The sequence below is a fragment of the Mycobacterium pinniadriaticum genome (assembly GCF_026242045.1).
GTDB classification, from domain to species: domain Bacteria; phylum Actinomycetota; class Actinomycetes; order Mycobacteriales; family Mycobacteriaceae; genus Mycobacterium; species Mycobacterium pinniadriaticum.
This window is the reverse complement of record NZ_JAPJDO010000003.1, coordinates 57,261-78,827: the sequence shown is the minus strand read 5'-3', so window position 1 is coordinate 78,827 and position 21,567 is coordinate 57,261. Positions and strand designations below refer to the sequence as shown.

Here is a 21,567-nt window from a genome sequence, read left to right as displayed (position 1 = left end):
GCGGCAAGGGTGATGGCGGAGACGACGGCGATGGCGCCCAGCAGTGCATCAGACATGGTCGGCAGCCTGCCCACCGTCACCGGCTACCGAACCCAACTTTGGGCTGCCCTTATCCTGTCCGGATGAGCGCCGCCCCGGACACGGTCACCGCCGTCGGCACGTCGCAGCCGCGACGCGCGGTGATCGACCGCGCGTGGCGGGCGGTCGGGCCGGGCGTGGAAGTCCTCAGCGGTGACGACGGTGGGCCGTTGCGCCGCACGGTGAAGCGGATCATCGACCCGCTGGTCCTGCGGCTGCGCAGTAACCCCGCGTATTCCGCCCCCTTCGTCGACGCTGGCACCGCGGCCCGAATGGTTGACCTGATCATGGGTCATGCCGACCGCTTGCGGTCGACGGCGGCATGGTTCGAGCTGATGAAGCTCGAACGGCGTCGGCTGCGGATCACCACCGGCAATGCCCAAGACCTTTATTTCCCGGTGTGTTTTGAACTGGCGGTGACCCTGGGGGAGCCCGGCGCTGGTGGGCGGCAGGCAGCGGCCGAGACGCTGCGCACCGTCCACGACGATCGCGACCGCACCGCCGTCGAGGTGCTCAACCAGCATGTCGGCTCGCCGCAAGTTCTCGCCCGGCTCTCCGCACAGTTACGCGACAGCTGGGCCGATGTGCGCGCCGACGACAGCATGAGCGGACCCTTCCTGGCCGGTCTGACAACGGTACTGGGACCCACCGACGGGCATCGCGCCACCGTTGCCCGCCAACGGGTTTGGTCGGCACTGATCGCCGACGCCACACCCCACAACCTGGGTGCGCGGGCACGCACGCAGCCTTCGGCGCTGCCGTGGTCGATCCTCGAACTCGGTCTGACGACGGCACTGCCCCTGCATCCACCCCCGCTGATCGGGGGGGTGGAACGTGACCGGCCCCTGGACCGCAGTGTGGTGGACCGCGTCCGAGCCACCCTGCGCCGCGCCCTGGATCGCGACGAGCTGCCCGACGTGCCATTGCTGTGCGCCGAGGAGGTCGACCGAGCTTGTGCGCCATGGGGTTTCCTCGGCGAGGACAAGCAGGCCGCGCTGGTGGCCGGTATCGAGGTCGCCGGTCAGCTCAGCCCACTCGACGATCGTGCGGTGAGCCGGTATCAACTGGCCGCGACGATTCAGGCCAGGTTGCGCAAGGAGGCGTATGTGCTGCATGCCCGCCGGGTGCTGGCCGGTGCGGCTCCGGTTCATCCGCGTCAACGTCAGATCGTCGAAGACCTGGCGTGCTTCGCCCGGCCATATCTGAACCGGCTATGGGCCCGGCTGCATGGCCGTGACGTCTGGCAGGAGTCCTGCGGCGACGTCGATGATCTGCGCGCTCTGCTGGAAGGGGTCGCCCGCTCGGTCAGCCTCGATCATCGCCAGCGGATCAAGTCGATGCTGGAAGTCCAGGTGACCTCATGAGATTGGTCGCCGAATCCGGGCTGTGGCGGACCGGCCCCACGGTCGCCCCGGTGCCCCTGGTCGCCGTCGCCGAAGTCGACGGTGCGGTGCTGGCCTGGACCGTCGACGAGCCCGGCGCACAAGCCCAGATCACCCTGACCGACACCGTACGAGCCGACTGGCTGTGGCGGGTGGTCGGCGAGTCCGGGCACCGCGCCGTGGCCGAGGCCACCGCGCGACCACCGGAACACGCTGCAGGAATGGATCTTTCAGGCGTCGAGGTGCGCCCCGGTGCACTGGATGGGCTTCGCCGCCTGGCCTTCGGGCACTGGCTGCGCCGGTGGTGGCCGGCCAGCATTCGCGACGGCATCGCTTCGTTGGACCCGGCATTGCTGGACGCCGAGATCGCTGCGGTGACTGCGCAGGTCGAGGACTTCGTGGGATCCGAAACCCTCGACGCCGATATCGCCGCGCTACTGTCCCCACACGCTGGGGCCCTCAGCACGCATCTGCTGCTGGGTGATCCGCGAGTGGTGGACCTGGTGGTCAGGTGCGTTGAGCTCGCCGAGGAGGTCGGCGTCGAGGGCCCGGGCTGGGCCGAACTGACCGACACGGTCGAGCAGATGACCGGGCAACCGGCGCCCGCCGGTCACCCCGACGACTACGCGCTGGCCGCGGGATCCGACAACGGAGCCGCACCGGTCGGACCGATCGCGCGGGGTACCGCATCAATAGCTTGGTCCGCGGTGCCCGGCGGGGTGTTCGACGCCGCCGAGGACACCATCACCTGGGCGGTGACCGCCGACGGCGGTCGGGTGAGCGCGGTACTGCACGTCTCGGTGGTGGGCCCCGGCTCGGCTGCGGGGATCCCGGTCGAATTCCGCAGCGGCGCATTGACGGCAGCCGGTGTACTGGATGATTCGGGCCGGGCGATGATCGGGCTGCTTGATGCGACGGATCAACCGGTGACCGAAGCCACCGCGTGGGACCAGGACTGGTCGATCACCGTGGTCAGCGTCGGGGCGATGGTGACCGAACCCGCGGAATCACGTGCGCGGGTCCGGCGGTTCGCCCGGCAGCGGCTGGCCGAGCCGGGGCCCGACTCCTATCTGGCCGAGCTCCTGGCCGCCGAATCCGAATACTAGGTGGCCAACGGCGACGGCGGCCCCGGTTTGGCATTGGCCGCGTCGCGGCGGCGCGCCGCCATGCCGGCCAGTGCCTCGAACACGACGCGGTGTGCGGCGTTGACCGTCAGCTCGGCATGGTCGTAAGCCGGTGCGACCTCGACGACGTCGACGCCGGCGACGTCGTGCTCGTAGCACAGCTGCCGCACCATGCGCAGCAGGTCGGCGCTGGTGATCCCGCCCGGCTCGGGGGTTCCGGTGCCGGGCGCATGAGCGGGATCGAGGACGTCGATATCGACTGACACATAGAGCTTTTCCGCCTTGGCGAGGGCTTCGCCCACCGCTCGGCGCATGACCTCCTTGAAGCCGAGATCCCAGATCTCCTGCATGGTGTGCCAGGTCATGCCCTGGTCCTGCATCCACTCGAAGGTGTCCTGCGGCGGCCAGTAGCCGCGCAGGCCGACCTGGACGAAATGGGTTCCGGGCACCGCCCCGGATTCGATCAGCCGGCGCATCGGGGTGCCGTGGCTGGCCAGGTTGCCGTCGATGATGTCGGCGGTGTCGGCGTGGGCGTCGAAATGCACGATCCCGACGTTGCCGTAGCCGTGCACGTCGGCGACGGCAGTGGCCGACGGCCAGGTGATGGAGTGATCGCCGCCGAGCACCACCGGGACGATGCCGCGGGAGGCGATGGTGTGCACCCGCTCGCGAATGTTGGCGTGCGACACCTCGGTGAGTCCGTGTGGACAGTGCGCGTCGCCGAAATCGACGACCTCCAGCCAGTCGAAGATCTCCAACCCGAGATCCATGTGGTAGGTGCCGGGTTCGTAGGCGGTGGCCCGGATCGCCCGCGGGCCGAAGCGTGCGCCGGGCCGATTGGTGGTGGCGATGTCGAACGGTGCCCCGACGATCGCCACATCCGGCCGCCAGCTGTCCAACTGCTCGGGCTCGGTGAGAAACGGGCGGTGTCCGAACGAGGCCAGACCCGCGTAGGGCAGGTCCAGTTGCCCGGCCATGCCGGGGGGCAGGTCACGCGCGGGTGGGTGTTCGTGGCCGGAGCTCATTGAGCAGACACTACCGCCGGAACCCCACCGGCGATTAGCCTCGACAGCAGGGAGTTGGACGGGAGCAGTCATGAACGTAGTGGGTGAGGCCCGGCGCGGGATCGTCCGCGTCGCGGACGCGGCCACCGCGACCGCCGGTGCGGTCGGGGGCGCGGTGGTGACCGGAGCGATCGGCGCGGTCGAGGGAGCGGCGGCCGGAGTGAAGAACGGCGTCAAGGGGGGCGGCCGCTCGTCGGTCGCCGCGGCGCTCACCCTGGCGGCGGTCGGCGTCGCTGGTCTGGTCGAATGGCCGATCCTGGCCGCGGGCGGCGCCGCGCTGGTGATCCACGAGCTCGGCCATCGTGGCAACGGGCAGCAACAATCCTCCCAGCGAACCGGGGTCAAACGCGCCACCCGAGGCGCCCGGCGTTAGCACCGTGAGCCGACCCCCCGAACGGGCCGAGATCGCCCGCGCCTTCGCCCAGCACCGATTCGATGAAGCCCTCCGGCATCTGGCCCGTGACGTTCAGTGGACGATCGTCGGCTACTCCGTCCTCGAGGGTGCCGACGCGGTCACCGCAACGTGCCGGGAGACCGCCGGTGGTCTGGCCGGCACCGTCGCGACCTGGGACCGGTGCCTGACCGTGGAGCAGGACGACACCGTCGTCGTGGAAGTGTTGGGCCGCTACCAGCGGCCGGACGGTGTCACCATCGTCTCGAGTTGTCATATCTGCCGATTCACGGGCGCCGATATCGCATCGATCACGTCCTATGGTGTGGAGGTCGACCCCGATTCGGTCGGGGCACCCGCCGACGTGCGCCGGGCCACGCGCTGAAGGGGCTAGAGCAGCGGGGTGTCGTGTCCGCCGGCCTCGTCGTCGGAGACGCTGAGATTCGGCCGTACCACGTAGCGGGCCTGGTTACCGCCGGCGCGGCGCGCCTCGTACATCGCGGTGGTGGCCAGCGCGACGATCTCGTCGAGGATCTCGTGCGGCGGGTGCTCCACCAGCGGACGTAGCGGCGTGCTGACCACCCCGATGCTGGCCGTCATCCCGCCCGGAGTCGCCGAAATCGCACCGCGGATGCGCTCGATCAACGGTGACGAATCCGAGGTGGTGAAGCAGTCGGCGACCAGGAATTCGGCTTCACCGACGTGGGCCAGGATCGCGTCGCGGCGCACCGTTTCACGCAGCGCCTGACCGGCGCCGATCCGCGCCCGGTTGACCCCGCGATTCCCGGCGACGGCAACCATCGCGGCGAAACTGTCGATGTTGACGACGGCGATCACGAGGTAGCGGTCGTCGTCGCGGTTTCGGGATGCCAGCAACGTCGCGGTCTGCAGGTAGAAAGCGTCGCGGTTGAGCAGCCCGGTGAGCGGCTCGACCGCGTCAGCGCCGTCCTCGGTGCCGGTCAGCCACACCACCAGTCGGCATGAGAATGCGGCGAACACGTACAGCAGCAGCATCAACGCGACACCGGCCAGGGCGAGCGGAAGGTCGTCGTGCGCGATCCGCACGCCGAGGTAGACCAGGGTGGCGGCGGCGACGGTCAGGATCGCGGCCAGCAGCCGCGGGCCGTGGAACAGCGCGGTGTAGCCGATGATCAGCGCGAACGACGTCGAGCCGAGCAATCCGTACATCGGGATCACCGGAACGACGGTCCCGATCGGAATGGCGACCGCCGCGAGTCCGACCAGCACCCCCGATTCGGTCCGGGTCGGCCAGCGATGCCGCAGCCAGATCAACGTCGACGCGAAGCAGAGAACGGTGACCACGATCAGCGGGATTCGGCTGCCCGGCCACTGCAGGCTCGCCGAACTGCCGATCGTCAACAACGCCACCAGGCCCAATGTGAAGACGCAGCCCGCGATCACCCGGGAGGTGTAGGTCTGCCCACCACGGGCCGCCAGCAACGCGGTCAACGTGTAGTACTGGTTCGCGGGACGGGCGGAGAACGCCGATCTCATCGACCCATCCCTTCCTGACCCGGCCGGTACCCCAACCCGCCAGCAACGATCTTGAACTCGACCTAGCGGCGCCGAGTACCGAGCCTAGCGAACGCTTTTCGCACTGGCCACCCTCGGTTTTGACGACGATTTCGCCAGCGCCTGTTCGGTCAGCCTAGCGAACGGCCCAACCGATGCACCGACACCGCGTAATCGCCGCCGTCGAACGGTGCGCGGTCCCAGGTCGCCCACCGGGCCTCCGGCAGCAGTCCGGCGGACTGTGCGGCCTGATCGTACTGCTGTAGCGACAGCCGGTCGGGGCGCACCGAGAATCCGGCCACCAGCAGCCCACCCGGGTTGAGCCGGGCCGCCAGTTCCGCGAGCACCCGCGCCTCGCTGCCCGGTTCCAGGAAGATCATCACATTGCCGGCCAACACGACGAGGTCGACACGGTCGACGTCCGCGGACTCCAAAGCGGCGAGGTCGGCCTCGATCCACAGCAACTGCGGCGCTTTCGCCCGTGCGGCGGCGAGCATGCCGGCGTCGGCGTCGATACCGACCACCGACACCCCGCGGTTGGCCAGTTCGATCGCGACCCGCCCGGTACCGCATCCCGCGTCGAGTACCGAGCGACCACCCGACTCGTGCAGCAGGGCTTCGACGAGATCGGCCTCGCCGTGGATGTTCTGGCCGGCGGCCGCCAGCGATGTCCAGCGCGCGTCGTAATCATCACCGCGCGGTGCTGTCGACTTCTGCCAGCGGGTACTCACGCCCACCATCCTGACACTGGTCAGGCCGCGACGATGACAGTGAGTTCGTTGCCGGTCCGTTCGACCCGCATGCCCGCCCGGCGGGCCACGGCGGCCACCGCGGCCGCGTCACCGGGTTCGGAGCGCGTCGTCGCGAGAACCCGGGCGAGCCGACCCTTGTGCGCCTTGTTGAAGTGCGTGACGACGGTGCGTCGTCCGTCGGCATGTTCGGCGAGGACATCGACGTCCACCGCGTCGGGCAGCCTGCCCAGGGCGGCGTAGGACCCCGAGCGCAGATCGACCACCAGCTCGGTGGTGGCCAGCTCGGCCAGCACCGGTTCCAGGACGGGCCGCCAGCGAGCCGCCAGGGTCGCGCTGCCGGGGAGTTTGGCCGAGGCCGACAGCCGATAGGCCGGTATTCGCTCGTCGGCCCGCAGCAAGCCGAACAGGGCGGAGCCGATCGCCAGCCGAGACCGGGCACGCGCCGCGGCGGCACCCCGCAGCGATTCCACATCCAGCGCGTCGTAGAGCACGCCGGTGTAGCGGTTGATCGCCGGCAGTGTCGGTGAGCGCAGCAGTGTGGCGTTGCGCTCGATCTCGGCGTCCTGTGCCGGGGAGATGCCCAGGGCACGACGGCACGCGGTGGGATCGGACGCCAGCGCGATGAGCTCGTCGACCAGTTCCCGGCGCAGAGGGTGCAGCGCCGGGCTGCCCAGCTCGCCCAACCGCAGCGGGGGGCCGTCGCCGCCGCTGCGCTTGGTTTCCGACGGCGGAAGCAGAACGATCACGACCCAAGACCGTAGTCTCAGCGGGGCCCGGAGTTTCCCCGGGCCGGCGCGGAGAGGAACGTGTTGAGGGCAACGTGCAGCGATATCTGGGACGTGATGTCGACCGCGAGAACCATCCGGCGCTTCACCACCGAGCCGGTGGACGACGCGACGCTGAGCCGATGCCTGCAGGCAGCGACGTGGGCGCCCTCCGGCGCGAACGCCCAGGGCTGGCGGTTCGTGGTGCTGCGCTCACCCGAGCAGCGCGCGGTCGTCGCCGAGGCCGCGGCGCGGGCATTGGAAGTCATCGAGCCGGTGTACGGCATGAGCCGACCCGCACCCGACGATACCGGCCGGCAGGCCCGCAACAACCGCGCGACCTACGAATTACACGACCGCGCAGGAGAATTCACTTCAGTGCTGTTCACCCAGCAGCATTACCCGACGGCCTCGGAGCTGCTGCTCGGCGGCTCGATCTTCCCGGCGATGCAGAACTTCCTGCTGGCCGCCCGGGCTCAGGGCCTGGGGGCGTGCCCGACCGGGTGGGCGTCCTACGGCGGGGCGGACCTACTCCGCGCGGCGATCGGGGTGCCCGACGATTGGCTGGTCGCCGGCCACGTCGTCGTCAGCTGGCCCCGGGGCAGGCACGGGCCGCTTCGCCGCAGACCGCTGGCGAGCGTGGTCAACCTCGACCGATGGGATGCGCCCGCCGATGATGTGCTGGCCGCGCTGTCCGAGGATACGGCTCAGCCGTAGGCCAGCAGCAGCGGCACCCGCTGCTCGGCACTGGTGAGTGACCCGTGCTGGCCGATCAGCGCCGACTCCGCGGGCTCGACCTTCCGTCGCAGCAGCGCGGCGCGCCCGGTGGCAGCGGCCACCACATCACCGATCCGCGGCCGCACGCGGTCGTCCACGGTGTCACCGAACCAGCCCGCGGCGATCGCCTCGTCGCGTGAAACCACCCAGGCGAGGTCCGCCAGCGACTCCCGCCACGCGGCCAGCACGTCGCCGGCCGCTCCGTCGCGCACATAGACGTGGCGGGCCCGTACCTCGCCCCCGATGCCAGCCACACCGTCGAGCAGTGCGGGGGCACCGTCGAGGTCGACGGCATCCCCGTCGTCGATCGCCACCATGCCGTGGTCGGCGACGACAGCGAGCAGGCCACCGGCCGGCAGTCCTTCGACGACGGACTCCACCAGCCGGTCCACCTGCCTCAGCTGCATCCGCCAGGCCGGCGAGCCAGGACCGTACAGATGGCCCAGCAGATCCAGATCGCCGTGGTAGCCGTAGCAGAAACCGCCACCGGCCACCGCGGTGCGGACCGCGGCGGCCAGGTCCCCGAGGCCGTGCACACCGACGTAGCGCCCGCCGCGCAACACCGCCCGAGTCAGCCCGGAGCCGGTGAACTCCGCGCCGCAGACCACGCTGACCGTGACGCCGGCCGACGCCGCCCGTTCGAACGTGGTGGGCAGCGGCTGCACCTCCTCGGGCACGGACCGCTCCCGCAGGTCCTCGCCCCAGGGGTGGGGGCGCCACCGCAGCGCATTGATCACTCCGACATCGGGCAGCCGAAACGAATATCCGACCATCCCGTGCCCGCCCGAGGGACGGCCGGTACCCACCGCGGCGAGGCCGGCTGCGGTGGTGGCGGGAAACCCCACGTGCAGTGTGCGGCCGCGCAGCCCGGCCAGAACTGGGGCGTCATCGGCGTGGGCGTCGAGCAGGTCGTCGCCCAGCCCGTCGATCAGCAGGACGCATGCTCCGCAGACGGGCTGCGGCAGGGGGATACGAGGCTCGAAACCGTCCGCCCCCATCGACGCCAGGACGGACGGCACCACGTCGGCCAGGTGCGGGGTGTCGACGTCCGGGCGGGGCAGGTCCACGGCGTCGAGCCTGCCACAGTCTCCGATGTCGCCGGCCTGGCGGCTCCGTCGTCAGGGTTTGCCGAACCCGGCTTTCGCGAGGATCTGCTGGCCGAGCGGACCGGTCACGTAATCCACGAACTTGCTTGCCAGACTTGGATTTCCCGCCTCTTTGAGAATCGCGATCGGATACGTGTTGACCACGCCGGCCGCCTCGGGGAGGGGCACGGCGCTGACCTTTTCGCCGGCGCCGGCCGCGTCGGTGACGTAGACCAGTCCGGCGTCGGCCTGGCCGGTGACCACCTTGTTCAACACGTCGGTGACCGAGGACTCTTCGCTCACCGGCGTCAACTTCACCCCGGTTCTGGTCTCGACAGCCTGGGTGGCCGATCCGCACGGCACCTGCGGAGCGCACACCACGATGGCCAGGCCCGGTCTGGTCAGGTCGCTGAAGGTGTTGATGCCCTTCGGATTTCCGGGCGCGACGGCAATGGTCAGCGTGTTCGAGGTGAAATTGACCGGATCACCGGCAAGCAGGCCGGCCTGGGCCACCTTGTCCATGTTCTTGGTGTCAGCCGAGGCGAAAACGTCCGCGGGGGCACCCTGGGTCAGCTGGGTCACCAGACCTGAGGAACCGGCGAACGAGAAATCCACCGTGGCACCCGGGTTGTCCTCGCTGAACTGATCGCCGATCTCGGTGAAGGTCTTCTTCAACGATGCGGCGGCGAACACCGTGATCTTCTGCTGGCCCGCCGGCACCGTGGCGGACGGCTGGGACGAGGAACCGCAGCCCGCGCCGGCGGCGACGAGCAGCCCGGCAACCATTGCCGGCAGCAGCCGTTTGATCACGAGTCTCCTGATGTCTCGACGATGACGGTGGTGGCCTTGACGACAGCCACCGCGACGCTTCCCGGTTCGAGGCGCAGTTCCCGGACAGCCTCCGAACTCATCAACGAGACGACGGTGAAGGGACCGCACTGCATTTCCACCTGAGCCATCACGGTGTCGGCGACCACCCGGGTGACCAGCCCGGCGAACCTGTTGCGCGCGGAACTGGCGACCGAGAGGGGATCCTTCGGCGTCGCGGCGGCATTCTTGCGCGAATACCCGGCGAGAGCGGCACCGTCGACGGTTTTTCGGCCGGACTGGTCGCTGCCCGTGGGCAGACTGCCGTCCTCGATCCACCGCCGAATCGTGTCGTCGCTGACGCCGAGCAATTCGGCGGCCTCCCGCACCCGCAGCATCGGCATACCCGAATGATAACCACTGTATCCGCATCTGCGGTTCAGATAATCCTTCATACCCGTATATGCGGCTGCTCCAGCAGGTGCGCAGCGCTGTTGCTCCCGGCCGTAGGGTGTGGCCGTGCGACACATCCGCGGCCGCGTGCCGCTGGCGGCGGTATTAGCGGTATGCCTGATCGGACCGGCACCGGCCGCGGCCGACCCCAACGCACTGTGGACCATCGTTCACGACCAGTGTGTTGTCGACGAACAACAGCACCACAACCCGGCGCCGTGTTCTCGGGTCGATCTCCGCGGCGGTGAGCAGGGCGGTTACGCCGTGCTCAAGGATCTGGTGGGCGAGCGCCAGTATCTGCTGATTCCCACTGCCCGGATCAGCGGGATAGAAAGCCCCGAACTGCTGGACCCCGGCACGCCGAACTACTTCGCAGCGGCGTGGCCGGCGCGTTCGTTCGTCGAACAACGCGCCGGCGGAACGATCGCCCGCGACTGGACGAGCCTGGCGATCAACTCCGAGGTGGCACGCACCCAGGACCAACTGCACATCCACATCGACTGCGTGCGTTCCGATGTCCATGATGCGCTGCGCGCGGCGGCTGGCGGCATCGGCCCGGTGTGGTCGCCGCTTGCGGTCCCGCTGGTCGGCCACAGCTACTGGGCGATGAGCGTCCCGGGCGCGGATCTGGATGCCAACCCGTTCACCTTGCTCGCCGACGGCCTGCCCGGGGCTCGCGCGGCTATGGGACTGCACACGCTGGTGGTCGTCGGCGCGACCGACGCCGCCGGCAGGCCGGGCTTCGTGATTCTGGCCGATCGGTCCGACAGCGGGACCCCCGCCGGCGGCGAGGAGTTACAGGACCACAACGCCTGCCCGCCCCCGATGTCCGCGACGCCGACCACCGCCAAGTAGCCGGCCCGAGCCTTCGGTTTCAGTAGGGCGGCAACTGACCTTGGCCGGAGGCCCCGGCCATCCCGTTGAGCGTGTCGAGATAATGACGCAACTTGAGTTGTGACATCAGTGGTCCGGCGGCGGCGGGTGGCGCGGCATCGGTCAGCGTCCACGGCTGGCAGCCGTCGGTCTTGAACGACACGTCACCGGGATCGACAGGGATGACCTGTGGCTTCTTGGTCAGCCCGTTGTCGACGGTGGTCTGGCCGTCGGGCCCGCCGGTCCGTTTCCAATAGCACGCGCCGCCCTCGATGGGTCCGGCCGTCGAGTAGGTGCCCGGGACGATGTCGACGCCGACCTTGTACGTGCCGTCGTGGTCCATCACGGTCTTCGGCCCGTCGGCAGGTGTCGCGTCGGGCGCGGGCGACGGGGGAGGCGTCGTGTCGGGCGCCGACGGCGGTGTGGCCTCGGGCGCAGGCGCCGGAGAAGGCGTCGCGTCGGGAGCAGGCGCGGGAGCCGGGGTGGGGGTGGGGTCGGCGCTCGCGACACCGATGGACACCGCGCTGGTCGCCACCGCCAGCACGGCGGCGGTCAATACGTTCGTCATTCGACCCACGTCAACGAGGGTAACCCGGCCGCGCTTCCGCACCCAAAAAGTTAACTCGACTATGCAGACTTGCTAAGCAGCGGAAGCAGCATCCGGCGACGGTTCAGGATCGCATCATCGAACTCGTGCTCCGCCTCGGCCACCGAGCCGACCACCGGGAAGACGACGTCGCTGTCGCGCCGAAGGCGGCGGTTCACCGCGTCGCTGGCCACCACGGCCCACTCCACGCCCACCGACGCGCAGATGTCGTCGATGTCGCACAGCAAACGGATCGATTGCGGGGTGAAAGAGCTGACGCCGGACAGGTCGAGAACGAACGGCATATCGGCGAGGATCAGTCTTTTCGCATAGCCGGTGACATCGTCGACGTTGGCGGAATCAATGCGCCCACTCACCGCGACGACCGTTGCCATATGGCGGGAGTGTGCTCGAATATGGGCGCCCTGGTAGTCGACGGCGGGATTTCCGTACCGCGATGTGAAGCTCGTCATGGGCTGCCTCATTTCGGTCCTGTTGCGTGTGTGGCGGCCTGACGGCTGCCTCAACCTGACCCGTACGCTATGCCGCAAATTTAAGGTCACCGGGAGCAGTGGCTAAAACTCTGTTAAGAACCAACTTTCGGGCGGGGCGCCGAAATCGGGCAACGTCGAGTAGCAGAACGGCTAGCGCAGGGCAGGCAGAACCTCGTCCGTAAGCAGACTTACTGACCTCCAGGCCTCCTCCACCGGCATGCCCCCGACCAGCGGATGCATGACGATCGGGCCGTAGTTTGCCGATGCGCGGACCTCGTCGATCAACTGGTCGGGAGTGAGGAACCGGTACCGGCCCGATGCACGCACCTCTTCCAGGGTCTGTACACCCGGCAGATGCATGACGGAACGGGACGGGTCGTCCGACCACCCTCCATAGGTGACCGCCTCCCACAGGATGTGCTCGCCGAGTTCGGCCCAGGCCCGCTCGGGATCTTCATGCAGGTAGATCATCCCGCGGTTGACCGCCGGCGGCATCAGCACGAATGGTCGCTGCCCCGACTCCCGGCACAGCTCGGTGTAGTACTCCGCCAGGTCGGGCCGGTGGTCGGGCAGGCTCAGGGGCAGCCCGAAGCGGACGGCCCGCCGGGCGGTGGCCCGCACCCCGCCGCCCACGTACAACGGTGGGTGCGGCTTGGACCAGGTTCCCGACACCACTGCAGAGCCCCCACTCCAGGATGCCAACAGGGTTTCCAGCAGCGCGTCCATCAGTTCGCCGCGGCGCGCGAAGTCCACCCCCAGGGTCTGGTACTCCACCTCCCGGTAGCCCAGGCCGACGGTGGTGTGCAGACGTCCACGGCTCATCGCGTCGATCAATGCGATGTCCTCGGCCATCCGGACCGGGTTCCACAGCGGCCCCAGGGCGCAGTCGATACTCGCGAAGATGTTGGCGGTGCGGGCCAGAAACATGCCCGCGATCATCACTGGATTGCAACTCCAGCCATGTCCGGTGGCGTGGTGCTCATCGACGCTGATCGCCGCGATCCCGTGCCGGTCACCGAATTGCGCCAACTCCAGTGCAGCAGAGAGCAATTCACCCTGTACAGCGGGTTCGCCTCCGGGAGAGGCGAAATTGAAGCGGAGAATCGCGAGCATCTGAGCACTGTATTGCTGTCGTTGCGCCAAACTCGATGCGAACCGGTCACGATTTGGCCGCTGTCACCCGTCGCCGAACCGGTTGTCCGAGCGTGACGCTACGGTGGCGCCGTGCGCGAGGATGCGGTCGCGGTCAGGACGGCACTGCAATGGCTGGGGTTGTGGGTTGTCACGACCGCGCTGTTGGTGTTCGTCGGCCTGCTCAACAAAGTGGTGTGGGCGCTGGCCGTATTCAGCGCGCTGGCAGCGGTGGTGTGCGCGTGGCGGGCACTGCTGGCCTGGCTCGAGCATCGCCGGAAGACCAGGCTCGATGCACTGTATCGAGCCACCGGACAAGCCGCGGTCGACGCGATGAGCGGGCTGGAATTCGAGCGGTATGTCGCGGCCGTGCTGCGCGGTGTCGGCTACACCGTCGAACTAACCAGAGCGACCGGCGATTTCGGCGTCGACCTGATCGCTACCCGGGAGGGCCTGAGAACCGCGGTGCAATGCAAGCGCCAGAGCCGAGTGGTCAACGGTGCCGCGATCCAGCAGGTGGTGGCCGGTGCCGCCGTCCATGACTGCGCCGGCACCATGGTGGTGTCCAATCAGTGCTACACGAGGGCCGCCGAGCAGCTCGCGGACGTGCACGGCTGCGTGCTGGTCGATCGCACGCGACTGGCCCGGCTCTCGCGAACCGTGCGCTGAGGGTGTGCGATGGCGATCGGGCCGGCACCGACATATCGGCCGGACATTCTGGCCAGTGGTTTGGACGTCGTGTTCTGCGGGATCAACCCGGCGCTGACCGCGGTTGCCGACGAGCACAACTTTTCCAGCCCCACCAATCGCTTCTGGTCGGCCATCCATCTCGCCGGCTTCACCGACCGGCAGTTGACGCCCGCCGAGGAGCGAGCCCTGCTGAACTACGGCTGCGGCATCACCGCGGTCGTCGCCCGGCCGACCGCGGCGGCGGACGATGTGCCGGCCGACGAAATCCGGGCGGCGCTGTCCTCATTCGACACCAAAATGCGTGCGATCTCGCCCCGCGTGCTGGCCTTCCTGGGCAAGCCGGCCATCTCGGTTGTGCTCGGTTCGGCCACGGTGAGCTGGGGACGGCAACGCGACACCGTGGCGGGCGCGACCGCGTGGGTGTTGCCCAATCCCAGCGGTCGTAATCGGCGGTACTCCTTGGCCGCACTGGTCGAGGCCTATGCCGAACTGCGGGCCTTCAGCCGATGAACCGGTCCCGATAGGCGCTGAGCCGCTCGGCGACATCGGCCGCGTCGAGGCCGACATCGGCGAGGTCGTAGATCACCTCTCCGTATCGTCCACGCGGATGTTCGGCGATGAAGTCGGCCATCGCCGCGCGGACGTCGTCGCCATAGGGTTGACCGGCCAGCGCATAGATCGCCGAGAGGGTGCCCTGCTCGTCGGCCATGAAGTCGGTGAACCGCACATCGATCGACTGGCTGGGTGGCAGCACGTCGCGGTCGCGCAGACATCCGCTGAACAGATCATCGGCCCGGTCAAGCCAGTATCGTGCGATCTTGACCGGATCCGGCCGCGCACATGCCATTCGCGAGGCGTACGCGATCATGGTGACCATCGAGCGGGTCACCTCCACCGGATCGCGATGCGTCACAACGAATATCGCGTCGGGGAAAGTGGCGTACAGGGTGGGGAACTGTTCGAGGTGTTGCGGGGACTTCAGCACCCAGCGGGTTGCACCCCGCAGCCATTGCATGGCCTGCAGTTGGCGCTTGAGGTATGCGTACGATGGGCCCTGATCGTGCGCCTTGTAGTGCGCCGCGAAAGTCGGCAGGTAGTAAGTGGTTTCGAATAGCATGCCGGAAATGTCGTTGGCCAGCAGCTGAATCTCCTCGTGCGCATGATCGACGGTCATGTCGTGCATCCGCTTGAATTCGGGCATCGAGGTGTCCACCAGATCCAGGCCGGCCGAGCATCGGTCGCGGCGAGCCTGTTCGTCATCGTCGGGGCCGGGGAAGGGCTCCAGGCTTTCCCAGTAGGGCAGGTAGCGCAGATTGGGGTCGGCGGCGATCAGGTTGTGCAGGTGAGTGGTACCGGTGCGGGGCAGCCCACAGATGACGATCGGCCGCTCGATCGGGATGTCTTCGATCTCTGGATGGGCGGCGATCAGCTCCTCGAGTCGCAGCCGGTTGACCAGATTGCCGACCAGTTGCTCGAAGACGACGGCGACGCCCACGTCGGACAGCCCGGATTCCTCGCGCAACGAGGCCGTCAGAACATCGAGGCGCTCGCGGAATCCGCCGTCGCCCCAACAGTCGAGCCCGGTGCGCTCACTGGCCGTGGTCAGCAGCGCCTCGGACGTCAATTGCAGGGCCGCCCCGTAACCGGCAAGCGCCTCGCGCATCGGCTGGGCGGCCGCGGGGAACACCGGCTGGGCCAGATCGGTGAACCTGATCGGTTTGGGGCGCTGCACGCCGGCGGTCATGCGGAGCCCCCAGCTACGTCAGCGACGTCGACCACCCGGCACGACGGTCGCTTCGGGGTCTCCTCGGGCAGGAACCAGCGCAGCCAGATCAGTCCCTTGGTGCGCCCGGCCGTCGACACCCAGTTGGGGTGGCCGGGATCGGTGTCGCTGACCACGATTCGCCACGACCCGTCGGGTTCGTAGGCGACGTGAGCGCCGTTGATCGTCACCCGCTCGTAGGTGTAGTCGTAGGTGTGCAGGAACGGGTTCCACAGGCACAGGTTCCAGAACACGCACGGCGGCGAGGTGCCCTCGATCACCAGCGCCTGGCCGGATGCGAGTTCATACGCGCCCATCGCGTAGGCGGCATCGCCGGCGGCCCAGCCGTACGTCTGTTGCGGCACGGGGTACGGTTCGGCGATCTCGTTCGCCGGCTCCACCCGGGTCGGGATGAACGAGCACTGTTCGTTGAGCCAGGTTTTGGCCGCGCGTAGCCGGCGGATGAGGTCGGCGCGGCTCTCCTGCTTGCGGGCGGGCGGGTCGACGGCCTCGATCTTCCACTGCACCCGACGGTCGGTTTCCGGGTTGTCGAGGTAGTCGCGGGTCAGCGCGACCACGGCGTCCGGCTCGAGTTTCAGCCAGGCGCCCGGCTGCGGGTCGGGACTGATGGTGAACGCGAAGTTGCCCTCACCGTCGAACTCCAGGGATCGGTCGTTCATGGTTCCGACGATGCGGTTGCTGTAGTGACCGTCGTCCGGACCGCCGTAGACGGTGATCGACAGGTAGACCGAATCGCCGCGATTGCCGGTGACCCGGTAGGTGCGATTCGGGTCGATCGGAGCCAGTTGATAGAAGGCGTCGGAGTTGTCACCGCCCCAGCGCTGGTAGGGCCCGATGACATCGACGAATCGCGGATTGTCCTTGTCACCCCACACATACGCGTCGACGGCCACCCGCAGCAGGCTGAACGTGAGCCGATATCCGTCGAGGATGTCGGCCTCCTCCAGCGGCGGATCGGCCGCCAGGAATTTGCGCTCGAGCGAGCCGAGTTCGTCGACCAGGTCGTGAAAGGCCGTCGACAGTTCGTCCTGGGCCGCCGTCTTTTCGTCGTAGGACATCAGCATTCCTTCTCTCGTACCTGCGCGCCCCGCATGACCAGGGAGCACAGTGTGTCGACCAGATGGTCGGTTTCGTCGCGGCCGTCCACGAGGGCGCCGTAGAAGGTCGTCCCGACCAGCACGTTGAACAGCGTGTCGGCGTCAATATCGGCGCGCACAACTCCTTGTGCCGCGCCGTCGCGCACCAGATCGGCCAGCTCGCCCCGAATCCTGTCGTCGAGCAGCTGTTGTGTGCGGATGTGCAATTCGGCATCGCGGTGGCGGTCGGCGAGGATGCCCATGGTCGCGGCTTCGACCACCGGCTCGCGCCAGAAGGCCACCGAACCCCGCACGAACTCGCGCAGGTCGGACTCGAAGTCTCCCGTTCGCGGCAACCCGTCGCTACTGCTGTCGGTGCCGAATGCCGCTTCGAAGACCACGTGCGCCTTGGAGGGCCAGCGCCGGTAGATCGTCGGGCGGCTCACGCCGGCGGCGCGTGCGATCGATTCCATCGAGACCTGGTCGTAGCCGACATCGACGAGCAAGCGGCGGGTGGCCGCCATGATCGCTTCGTCGGTCCGCGGGTTGCGGGGCCGGCCGCGCACCGGTTCCGGACCCGTCGCCGCGATGTGCCGATCCGGTGTTGTCACGCACTTTATATTTCGTTACGATACGTAAACTGTCAATGCCAGTCGGGTATTCGATTGAACCGGGCGATCGCGGGGAATCGTGACACAAAGAGCAGTCTGCCCCGCCGGCCAGGAGGTCATACCGTGAAACTCTCGACACAACCTGTATTTCGGGCCCTTGCCGTGGTGATCGCCGCCCTCACCGTCGGGGTCGCCACCCCCGTGACGGCGCTTGCCGACGACCAGCTGGACTTCACCGGCACGACGCTGAGCGGGGCCACCTTCACCGGCGCCAGCCTGCAGGGCAAGCCGGCCGTGTTGTGGTTCTGGACCCCGTGGTGCCCGTTCTGCAACCAGGAAGCTCCGAACGTCAGTCAGGTGGCCGCCGCCAACCCGGAGGTCACCTTCGTCGGGGTCGCCGCACGTTCCGACGTCGCACAGATGGAATCCTTCGTGTCGAAGTACAACCTGAACTTCACCAACCTCAACGATGCGGACGGATCCATCTGGGCGCGGTTCCACGTGCCGTGGCAGCCCGCGTATGTGTTCCTCCGTCCCGACGGGACATCGACGTTCGTCAACAACCCGACCTCGGCGATGTCCGAACAGGAGCTCAGCGACCGGGTGCGCGCGCTGGTGTCCTGAGTTGCCCCGTGGACGCAAACCTGACCGGGCTGGCCCTGGCCGCGGGGATGGTCGCCGCGCTCAACCCCTGCGGATTCGCGATGCTGCCCGCCTACCTGACCCTTGTCGTGCGCGGTGAGGGTGCTGACCCGGGCCGGACTGCCGCCGTCGGGCGCGCGCTGGCGGCGACCGCAGCCATGGCCTTGGGTTTTCTCGCGGTGTTCGGCCTGTTCGGTCTGTTGACGGTGCCGGTAGCCACCGTCGTGCAGCGTTACCTGCCGTACGCGACCATCGTCATCGGCATCACGCTTGTCATTCTGGGCGTTTGGCTGCTGAGCGGCCGTGAGCTGACTCTGGGCGCGCCGGGACCCGGCTGGCGGTGGGCGCCGACGGCTCGGCTGGGTTCGATGTTCGGTTACGGGGTGGGTTACGCCATCGCATCGCTGTCGTGCACCATCGGGCCGTTCCTCGCGGTCACCGGCAGCACCGTGGGCACCGGTTCGGTGGCTGATGCGGTGCTGGTGTACGCCGCCTATGCCGCCGGGCTGGCACTGGTGGTCGGTGTACTCGCCGTCGGGATCGCCTTGACCAGTACGGCATTGGTCGACCGGATCCGGAAGCTCCTGCCTCATATCAGCCGGATCAGCGGCGTGGTACTGATCGCCGTCGGCCTCTACGTGGGCTATTACGGCCTGTACGAGATCCGGTTGCTCGGCGCCGACGGGAATCCGGCCGATCCGATTATTGCCGCGGCCGGGCGGCTGCAGGGCGCGTTGGCCGGCTGGGTGTACCGCACCAGCGCTTGGCCGTGGTTCGCGGCGTTGATCGTGTTGGTCGCGGCCGCGGCGGTTCTCCGGCTCCGACGCGCCCGCCGGCACCGGCGTTGACGGCGGGTCGTCGCACAGCGAGCGTCGATATACTCCACTGCACACGACAAACAGGGGAGTACGCGCAGGATGAAACGACATTCAATGCGAACCTGGGGGGCCGCCGGAGCGGTCGTGATGGCGCTGACCGGGGTTCCCGCCGCCATCGTGACGATCCAGCCGAGCGGTGAGGCGCACGCCGACGTATGCGCCAGCGCGGGGCGGCGGGTCTCGGTCAGCGGCTGCGCCAACCTGTCCGAGGTGATGGCGCCGTATGTGCCGCCACCGGCCTATTACGCACCGCTGCCCGAGGACTACCCGCCGCCGCCTCCGCCACCCCCGCCGCCGGTCGGTGGATGTGTGGGCTGGAATGGCCGCTGGGTCAGCGCCAACACCTGCCGCTAGCCGCACGTTCGGCACCGAGCACGACGAAACCCCGCGGGCACAAGCCCGCGGGGTTTCGTTTACCGCTGAGATCAGGCGACGTCGAACCGGTCGGCGTCCATCACCTTGACCCAGGCCGCGACGAAGTCCTTGACGAACTTCTCCTTGGCATCGTCCTCGGCGTAGACCTCGGCCACCGCCCGCAGCTGCGAGTTCGACCCGAACAGCAGGTCCACCCGGCTGGCGGTGTACTTGTCGGCGCCGCTGGCGCGGTCCTTGCCGACGTAGGTGCCGTCATCGGCCGGCGACGGCGCCCACTTGGTGCCCATGTCGAGCAGGTTGACGAAGAAGTCGGGCGTCAGCGCACCCGGCTTGTCCGTCAGCACACCCAGCTTGGTGCCACCGAAGTTGGCGCCGAGCACCCGCAGACCACCGACGAGCACCGTCATCTCCGGTGCCGACACATTCAACAGGTTGGCCTTGTCGATGAGCTGGTACTCGGCCGGCAGCGACAACCCCTTGCCCGCATAGTTGCGGAACCCGTCGGCCTTCGGCTCCAGGTAAGCGAACGACTCGACATCGGTCTGCTCCTGGGTGGCATCGCCACGCCCCGAGGTGAACGGCACCTCGATGTCGAAACCGGCTGCCTTGGCGGCCTTTTCGACACCGACGTTTCCGGCCAGCACCACCAGGTCGGCGAACGAGACGTCGACGCCGGCCTCCGAGGAGGTGCGCTGGATACCTTCCAACTTGCTGATCACCTGGGCCAGCTCGTCAGGCTCGTTGACCTCCCACCCGAGCTGCGGCTGCAGCCGGATGCGGCCACCATTGGCACCGCCACGCATATCGCTGCTGCGGTAGGACGACGCCGCCTTCCATGCGGTCGAAACCAACTGCGGCACAGTCAGACCCGAGTCGGCGATCGCCTTCTTCAGGGTGGCGACATCGGCGTTCGACAGGCTCTTGCCGGCCGGAATGACGTCCTGCCACAGCCAGGTCTGCTTGGGCACCAGCGGTCCGAGGTAGCGGACCACCGGACCCATGTCGCGGTGCAGCAGCTTGAACCACGCCTTGGCGTACTCCTCGGCGAGTTCCTCGGGATGATCCAGCCAGCGGCGGGTGATCTCGCCATAGATCGGGTCCATCCGCATCGACAGGTCGGTGGTCAGCATCGACGGGTGGGTCTTGCCGCTGCCCTGTGCCATCGGCACCGAGTTGGCCCAGCCGTCGTCCTTGGGCTTCCACTGGTTGGCGCCCTGCGGGCTCTTGGTGAGCTCCCATTCGTTGCCGTAGAGGATCTCCAGGAAGCTGTTGTCCCACTTGATCGGCGTGTGGGTCCAGATCACCTCGAGACCGCTGCTTACGGTGTCGTTGCCTACACCGGGGTTGCTCCAGCCCAGGCCCATCTGCTCCAGCGGGGCCGCTTCGGGCTCCACTCCGTTGACGATAGGGGTGGCACCGTGGGCCTTGCCGAAGGTGTGGCCGCCGACGATCAGCGCCGCGGTTTCCACGTCATTCATCGCCATCCGGCCGAAGGTCTCCCGGATGTCGATCGCCGCGGCGATCGGGTCCGGAACACCTTCGGGGCCTTCGGGATTGACGTAGATCAGACCCATGTGGCTGGCGGCCAGCGGGTTCTCCAGCTTGGTCCGGTCGCTGCCGGCGTAGCGGTCCTGCGACCCCAGCCACTCGGCCTCGGCGCCCCAGTAGATGTCCTCCTCGGGCTCCCAGTAGTCCGGGCGGCCGAAGGCGAAGCCTGCGGTCGTGAAGCCCATGTGCTCCATGGCCCGGTTACCCGCGTAGACGATGAGGTCGGACCACGAGATCTTGCTGCCGTACTTCTTCTTGAGCGGCCACAGCAGGCGGCGGGCCTTGTCCAGGCTGACGTTGTCGGGCCAACTGTTCAGCGGCGCGAAGCGCTGCATCCCGCGCCCACCGCCGCCACGGCCATCCTGCACCCGATAGGTGCCGGCGGCGTGCCACGCCATCCGGACGAACAGAGGACCGTAGTGCCCGAAGTCGGCGGGCCACCAGTCCTGCGAATCCGTGAGCAGGGCGTCGAAATCGCGTTCGAAGGCGTCGAAGTCGAGAGTCTTGACGGCCTCGCGGTAGTCGAATCCCTCGTCGGTCGGGTCGATGGCGGGCGGATTCTTCTGCAGGATCTTCAGGTTGACCGCGTTCGGCCACCAGTCCCGGTTGCTGCCGCCCTCGACGGGGGGCTTGATGCGCATCGGGCAACCGCTTTCGGCCGGCTCGGTCT

25 protein-coding genes are annotated in these 21,567 nt (G+C 68.2%); 11 read left to right on the top strand and 14 right to left on the bottom strand.

The features are described from left to right. The first annotated feature begins 122 nt into the window (after positions 1-122). Positions 123-1,442 carry a hypothetical protein gene (locus ORI27_RS04590; RefSeq protein ID WP_265995347.1) on the top strand — a complete coding sequence of 440 codons (1,320 nt, stop codon included), beginning with the start codon at positions 123-125 and terminating at the stop codon, positions 1,440-1,442. Continuing rightward, the gene (locus ORI27_RS04585; RefSeq protein ID WP_265995346.1) at positions 1,439-2,566 is read left to right on the top strand and encodes a hypothetical protein; all 1,128 of its coding nucleotides are present in this window, start codon (positions 1,439-1,441) and stop codon (positions 2,564-2,566) included. Before ORI27_RS04590 ends, ORI27_RS04585 begins: the two co-directional genes overlap by 4 nt. Here the strand turns inward: ORI27_RS04585 and speB are convergent. Next, complete coding sequence (gene speB / locus ORI27_RS04580; protein ID WP_265995650.1) at positions 2,563-3,561, bottom strand: agmatinase; 999 nt, start codon at positions 3,559-3,561, stop codon at positions 2,563-2,565. The two genes, ORI27_RS04585 and speB, sit on opposite strands and share 4 nt — an antisense overlap. A gap of 118 nt (positions 3,562-3,679) precedes the next feature. Here speB and ORI27_RS04575 point away from each other — a divergent pair, with 118 nt between their 5' ends. Both ORI27_RS04575 and ORI27_RS04570 read left to right on the top strand, forming a co-directional pair. After that, positions 3,680-4,021: a hypothetical protein gene (locus ORI27_RS04575; protein WP_265995345.1), complete on the top strand. Its 342-nt coding sequence runs from the start codon at positions 3,680-3,682 to the stop codon at positions 4,019-4,021. Positions 4,022-4,025: 4 nt separating this feature from the next. Next, complete coding sequence (locus ORI27_RS04570; protein WP_265995344.1) at positions 4,026-4,424, top strand: nuclear transport factor 2 family protein; 399 nt, start codon at positions 4,026-4,028, stop codon at positions 4,422-4,424. Positions 4,425-4,429: 5 nt separating this feature from the next. Here ORI27_RS04570 and ORI27_RS04565 read toward each other — a convergent pair whose 3' ends face one another. The 3 genes from ORI27_RS04565 to yaaA all read right to left on the bottom strand — a co-directional run bounded on the left by ORI27_RS04565 (position 4,430) and on the right by yaaA (position 7,070). Continuing rightward, a complete protein-coding gene (locus ORI27_RS04565) occupies positions 4,430-5,554 on the bottom strand; it encodes a GGDEF domain-containing protein (protein WP_265995343.1) in 1,125 nt (374 codons plus the stop codon). 149 nt (positions 5,555-5,703) lie between these two features. After that, positions 5,704-6,303, bottom strand: a complete 600-nt coding sequence (locus ORI27_RS04560) for a class I SAM-dependent DNA methyltransferase (RefSeq protein ID WP_265995342.1) — start codon at positions 6,301-6,303, stop codon at positions 5,704-5,706. Positions 6,304-6,323: 20 nt separating this feature from the next. Further along, positions 6,324-7,070 carry a peroxide stress protein YaaA gene (gene yaaA, locus ORI27_RS04555; RefSeq protein WP_265995341.1) on the bottom strand — a complete coding sequence of 249 codons (747 nt, stop codon included), beginning with the start codon at positions 7,068-7,070 and terminating at the stop codon, positions 6,324-6,326. A gap of 96 nt (positions 7,071-7,166) precedes the next feature. On the opposite strand from yaaA, the gene ORI27_RS04550 reads away from it, so the two are divergent. Then, positions 7,167-7,805, top strand: a complete 639-nt coding sequence (locus ORI27_RS04550; RefSeq protein WP_265995649.1) for a nitroreductase family protein — start codon at positions 7,167-7,169, stop codon at positions 7,803-7,805. On the opposite strand, the gene ORI27_RS04545 is transcribed toward ORI27_RS04550, so the two are convergent. The 3 genes from ORI27_RS04545 to ORI27_RS04535 are packed head-to-tail and all read right to left on the bottom strand — an operon-like array spanning position 7,796 to position 10,161. Next, on the bottom strand, positions 7,796-8,932 hold the full coding sequence (locus ORI27_RS04545; RefSeq protein ID WP_265995340.1) for an alkaline phosphatase family protein: 1,137 nt from the start codon (positions 8,930-8,932) through the stop codon (positions 7,796-7,798). The two genes, ORI27_RS04550 and ORI27_RS04545, sit on opposite strands and share 10 nt — an antisense overlap. Before the next feature lie 51 nt (positions 8,933-8,983). Continuing rightward, positions 8,984-9,736, bottom strand: a complete 753-nt coding sequence (gene modA, locus ORI27_RS04540; protein ID WP_265995648.1) for a molybdate ABC transporter substrate-binding protein — start codon at positions 9,734-9,736, stop codon at positions 8,984-8,986. Between the two features lie 20 nt (positions 9,737-9,756). Beyond that, positions 9,757-10,161, bottom strand: a complete 405-nt coding sequence (locus ORI27_RS04535; RefSeq protein WP_265995339.1) for a TOBE domain-containing protein — start codon at positions 10,159-10,161, stop codon at positions 9,757-9,759. Positions 10,162-10,276: 115 nt separating this feature from the next. Between ORI27_RS04535 and ORI27_RS04530 the strand changes: the two genes are divergently transcribed. Then, a complete protein-coding gene (locus ORI27_RS04530) occupies positions 10,277-11,065 on the top strand; it encodes a CDP-diacylglycerol diphosphatase (protein WP_265995338.1) in 789 nt (262 codons plus the stop codon). A 19-nt stretch (positions 11,066-11,084) separates the two neighbouring features. On the opposite strand, the gene ORI27_RS04525 is transcribed toward ORI27_RS04530, so the two are convergent. From ORI27_RS04525 to ORI27_RS04515, 3 genes are all read right to left on the bottom strand, one after another. Continuing rightward, complete coding sequence (locus ORI27_RS04525; protein ID WP_265995337.1) at positions 11,085-11,651, bottom strand: hypothetical protein; 567 nt, start codon at positions 11,649-11,651, stop codon at positions 11,085-11,087. A 59-nt stretch (positions 11,652-11,710) separates the two neighbouring features. Then, positions 11,711-12,064, bottom strand: a complete 354-nt coding sequence (locus tag ORI27_RS04520) for an STAS domain-containing protein (RefSeq protein WP_323055551.1) — start codon at positions 12,062-12,064, stop codon at positions 11,711-11,713. Positions 12,065-12,313: 249 nt separating this feature from the next. Next, a complete protein-coding gene (locus ORI27_RS04515; RefSeq protein ID WP_265995335.1) occupies positions 12,314-13,276 on the bottom strand; it encodes an LLM class flavin-dependent oxidoreductase in 963 nt (320 codons plus the stop codon). Between the two features lie 111 nt (positions 13,277-13,387). On the opposite strand from ORI27_RS04515, the gene ORI27_RS04510 reads away from it, so the two are divergent. Then, positions 13,388-13,963, top strand: coding sequence for a restriction endonuclease (locus ORI27_RS04510; protein ID WP_265995334.1), 576 nt, complete (start codon positions 13,388-13,390; stop codon positions 13,961-13,963). Positions 13,964-13,972: 9 nt separating this feature from the next. Next, positions 13,973-14,494 (top strand): G/U mismatch-specific DNA glycosylase, encoded by a 522-nt coding sequence (gene mug, locus ORI27_RS04505; protein WP_265995333.1) that lies wholly within the window; start codon positions 13,973-13,975, stop codon positions 14,492-14,494. Here the strand turns inward: mug and ORI27_RS04500 are convergent. The 3 genes from ORI27_RS04500 to ORI27_RS04490 are packed head-to-tail and all read right to left on the bottom strand — an operon-like array spanning position 14,484 to position 17,454. Beyond that, entirely contained in the window at positions 14,484-15,728 is a 1,245-nt protein-coding gene (locus tag ORI27_RS04500) for a sulfotransferase family protein (protein WP_265995332.1), read from the bottom strand. The genes mug and ORI27_RS04500 overlap by 11 nt on opposite strands. Next, a complete protein-coding gene (locus tag ORI27_RS04495) occupies positions 15,725-16,825 on the bottom strand; it encodes a DUF1214 domain-containing protein (protein WP_265995331.1) in 1,101 nt (366 codons plus the stop codon). The genes ORI27_RS04500 and ORI27_RS04495 overlap by 4 nt, the downstream gene beginning before the upstream one ends. After that, positions 16,825-17,454 carry a TetR/AcrR family transcriptional regulator gene (locus ORI27_RS04490; protein WP_265995330.1) on the bottom strand — a complete coding sequence of 210 codons (630 nt, stop codon included), beginning with the start codon at positions 17,452-17,454 and terminating at the stop codon, positions 16,825-16,827. Before ORI27_RS04490 ends, ORI27_RS04495 begins: the two co-directional genes overlap by 1 nt. Positions 17,455-17,577: 123 nt before the next feature. On the opposite strand from ORI27_RS04490, the gene ORI27_RS04485 reads away from it, so the two are divergent. The 3 genes from ORI27_RS04485 to ORI27_RS04475 all read left to right on the top strand — a co-directional run bounded on the left by ORI27_RS04485 (position 17,578) and on the right by ORI27_RS04475 (position 19,328). After that, positions 17,578-18,078 (top strand): protein disulfide oxidoreductase, encoded by a 501-nt coding sequence (locus ORI27_RS04485; protein WP_265995329.1) that lies wholly within the window; start codon positions 17,578-17,580, stop codon positions 18,076-18,078. 8 nt (positions 18,079-18,086) lie between these two features. After that, positions 18,087-18,944, top strand: a complete 858-nt coding sequence (locus ORI27_RS04480) for a cytochrome c biogenesis CcdA family protein (RefSeq protein WP_265995328.1) — start codon at positions 18,087-18,089, stop codon at positions 18,942-18,944. A 69-nt stretch (positions 18,945-19,013) separates the two neighbouring features. Then, entirely contained in the window at positions 19,014-19,328 is a 315-nt protein-coding gene (locus tag ORI27_RS04475; RefSeq protein ID WP_407666215.1) for a hypothetical protein, read from the top strand. A gap of 71 nt (positions 19,329-19,399) precedes the next feature. Here ORI27_RS04475 and katG read toward each other — a convergent pair whose 3' ends face one another. Next, positions 19,400-21,538: a catalase/peroxidase HPI gene (katG, locus tag ORI27_RS04470; RefSeq protein ID WP_407666214.1), complete on the bottom strand. Its 2,139-nt coding sequence runs from the start codon at positions 21,536-21,538 to the stop codon at positions 19,400-19,402. Positions 21,539-21,567: the final 29 nt, after the last annotated feature.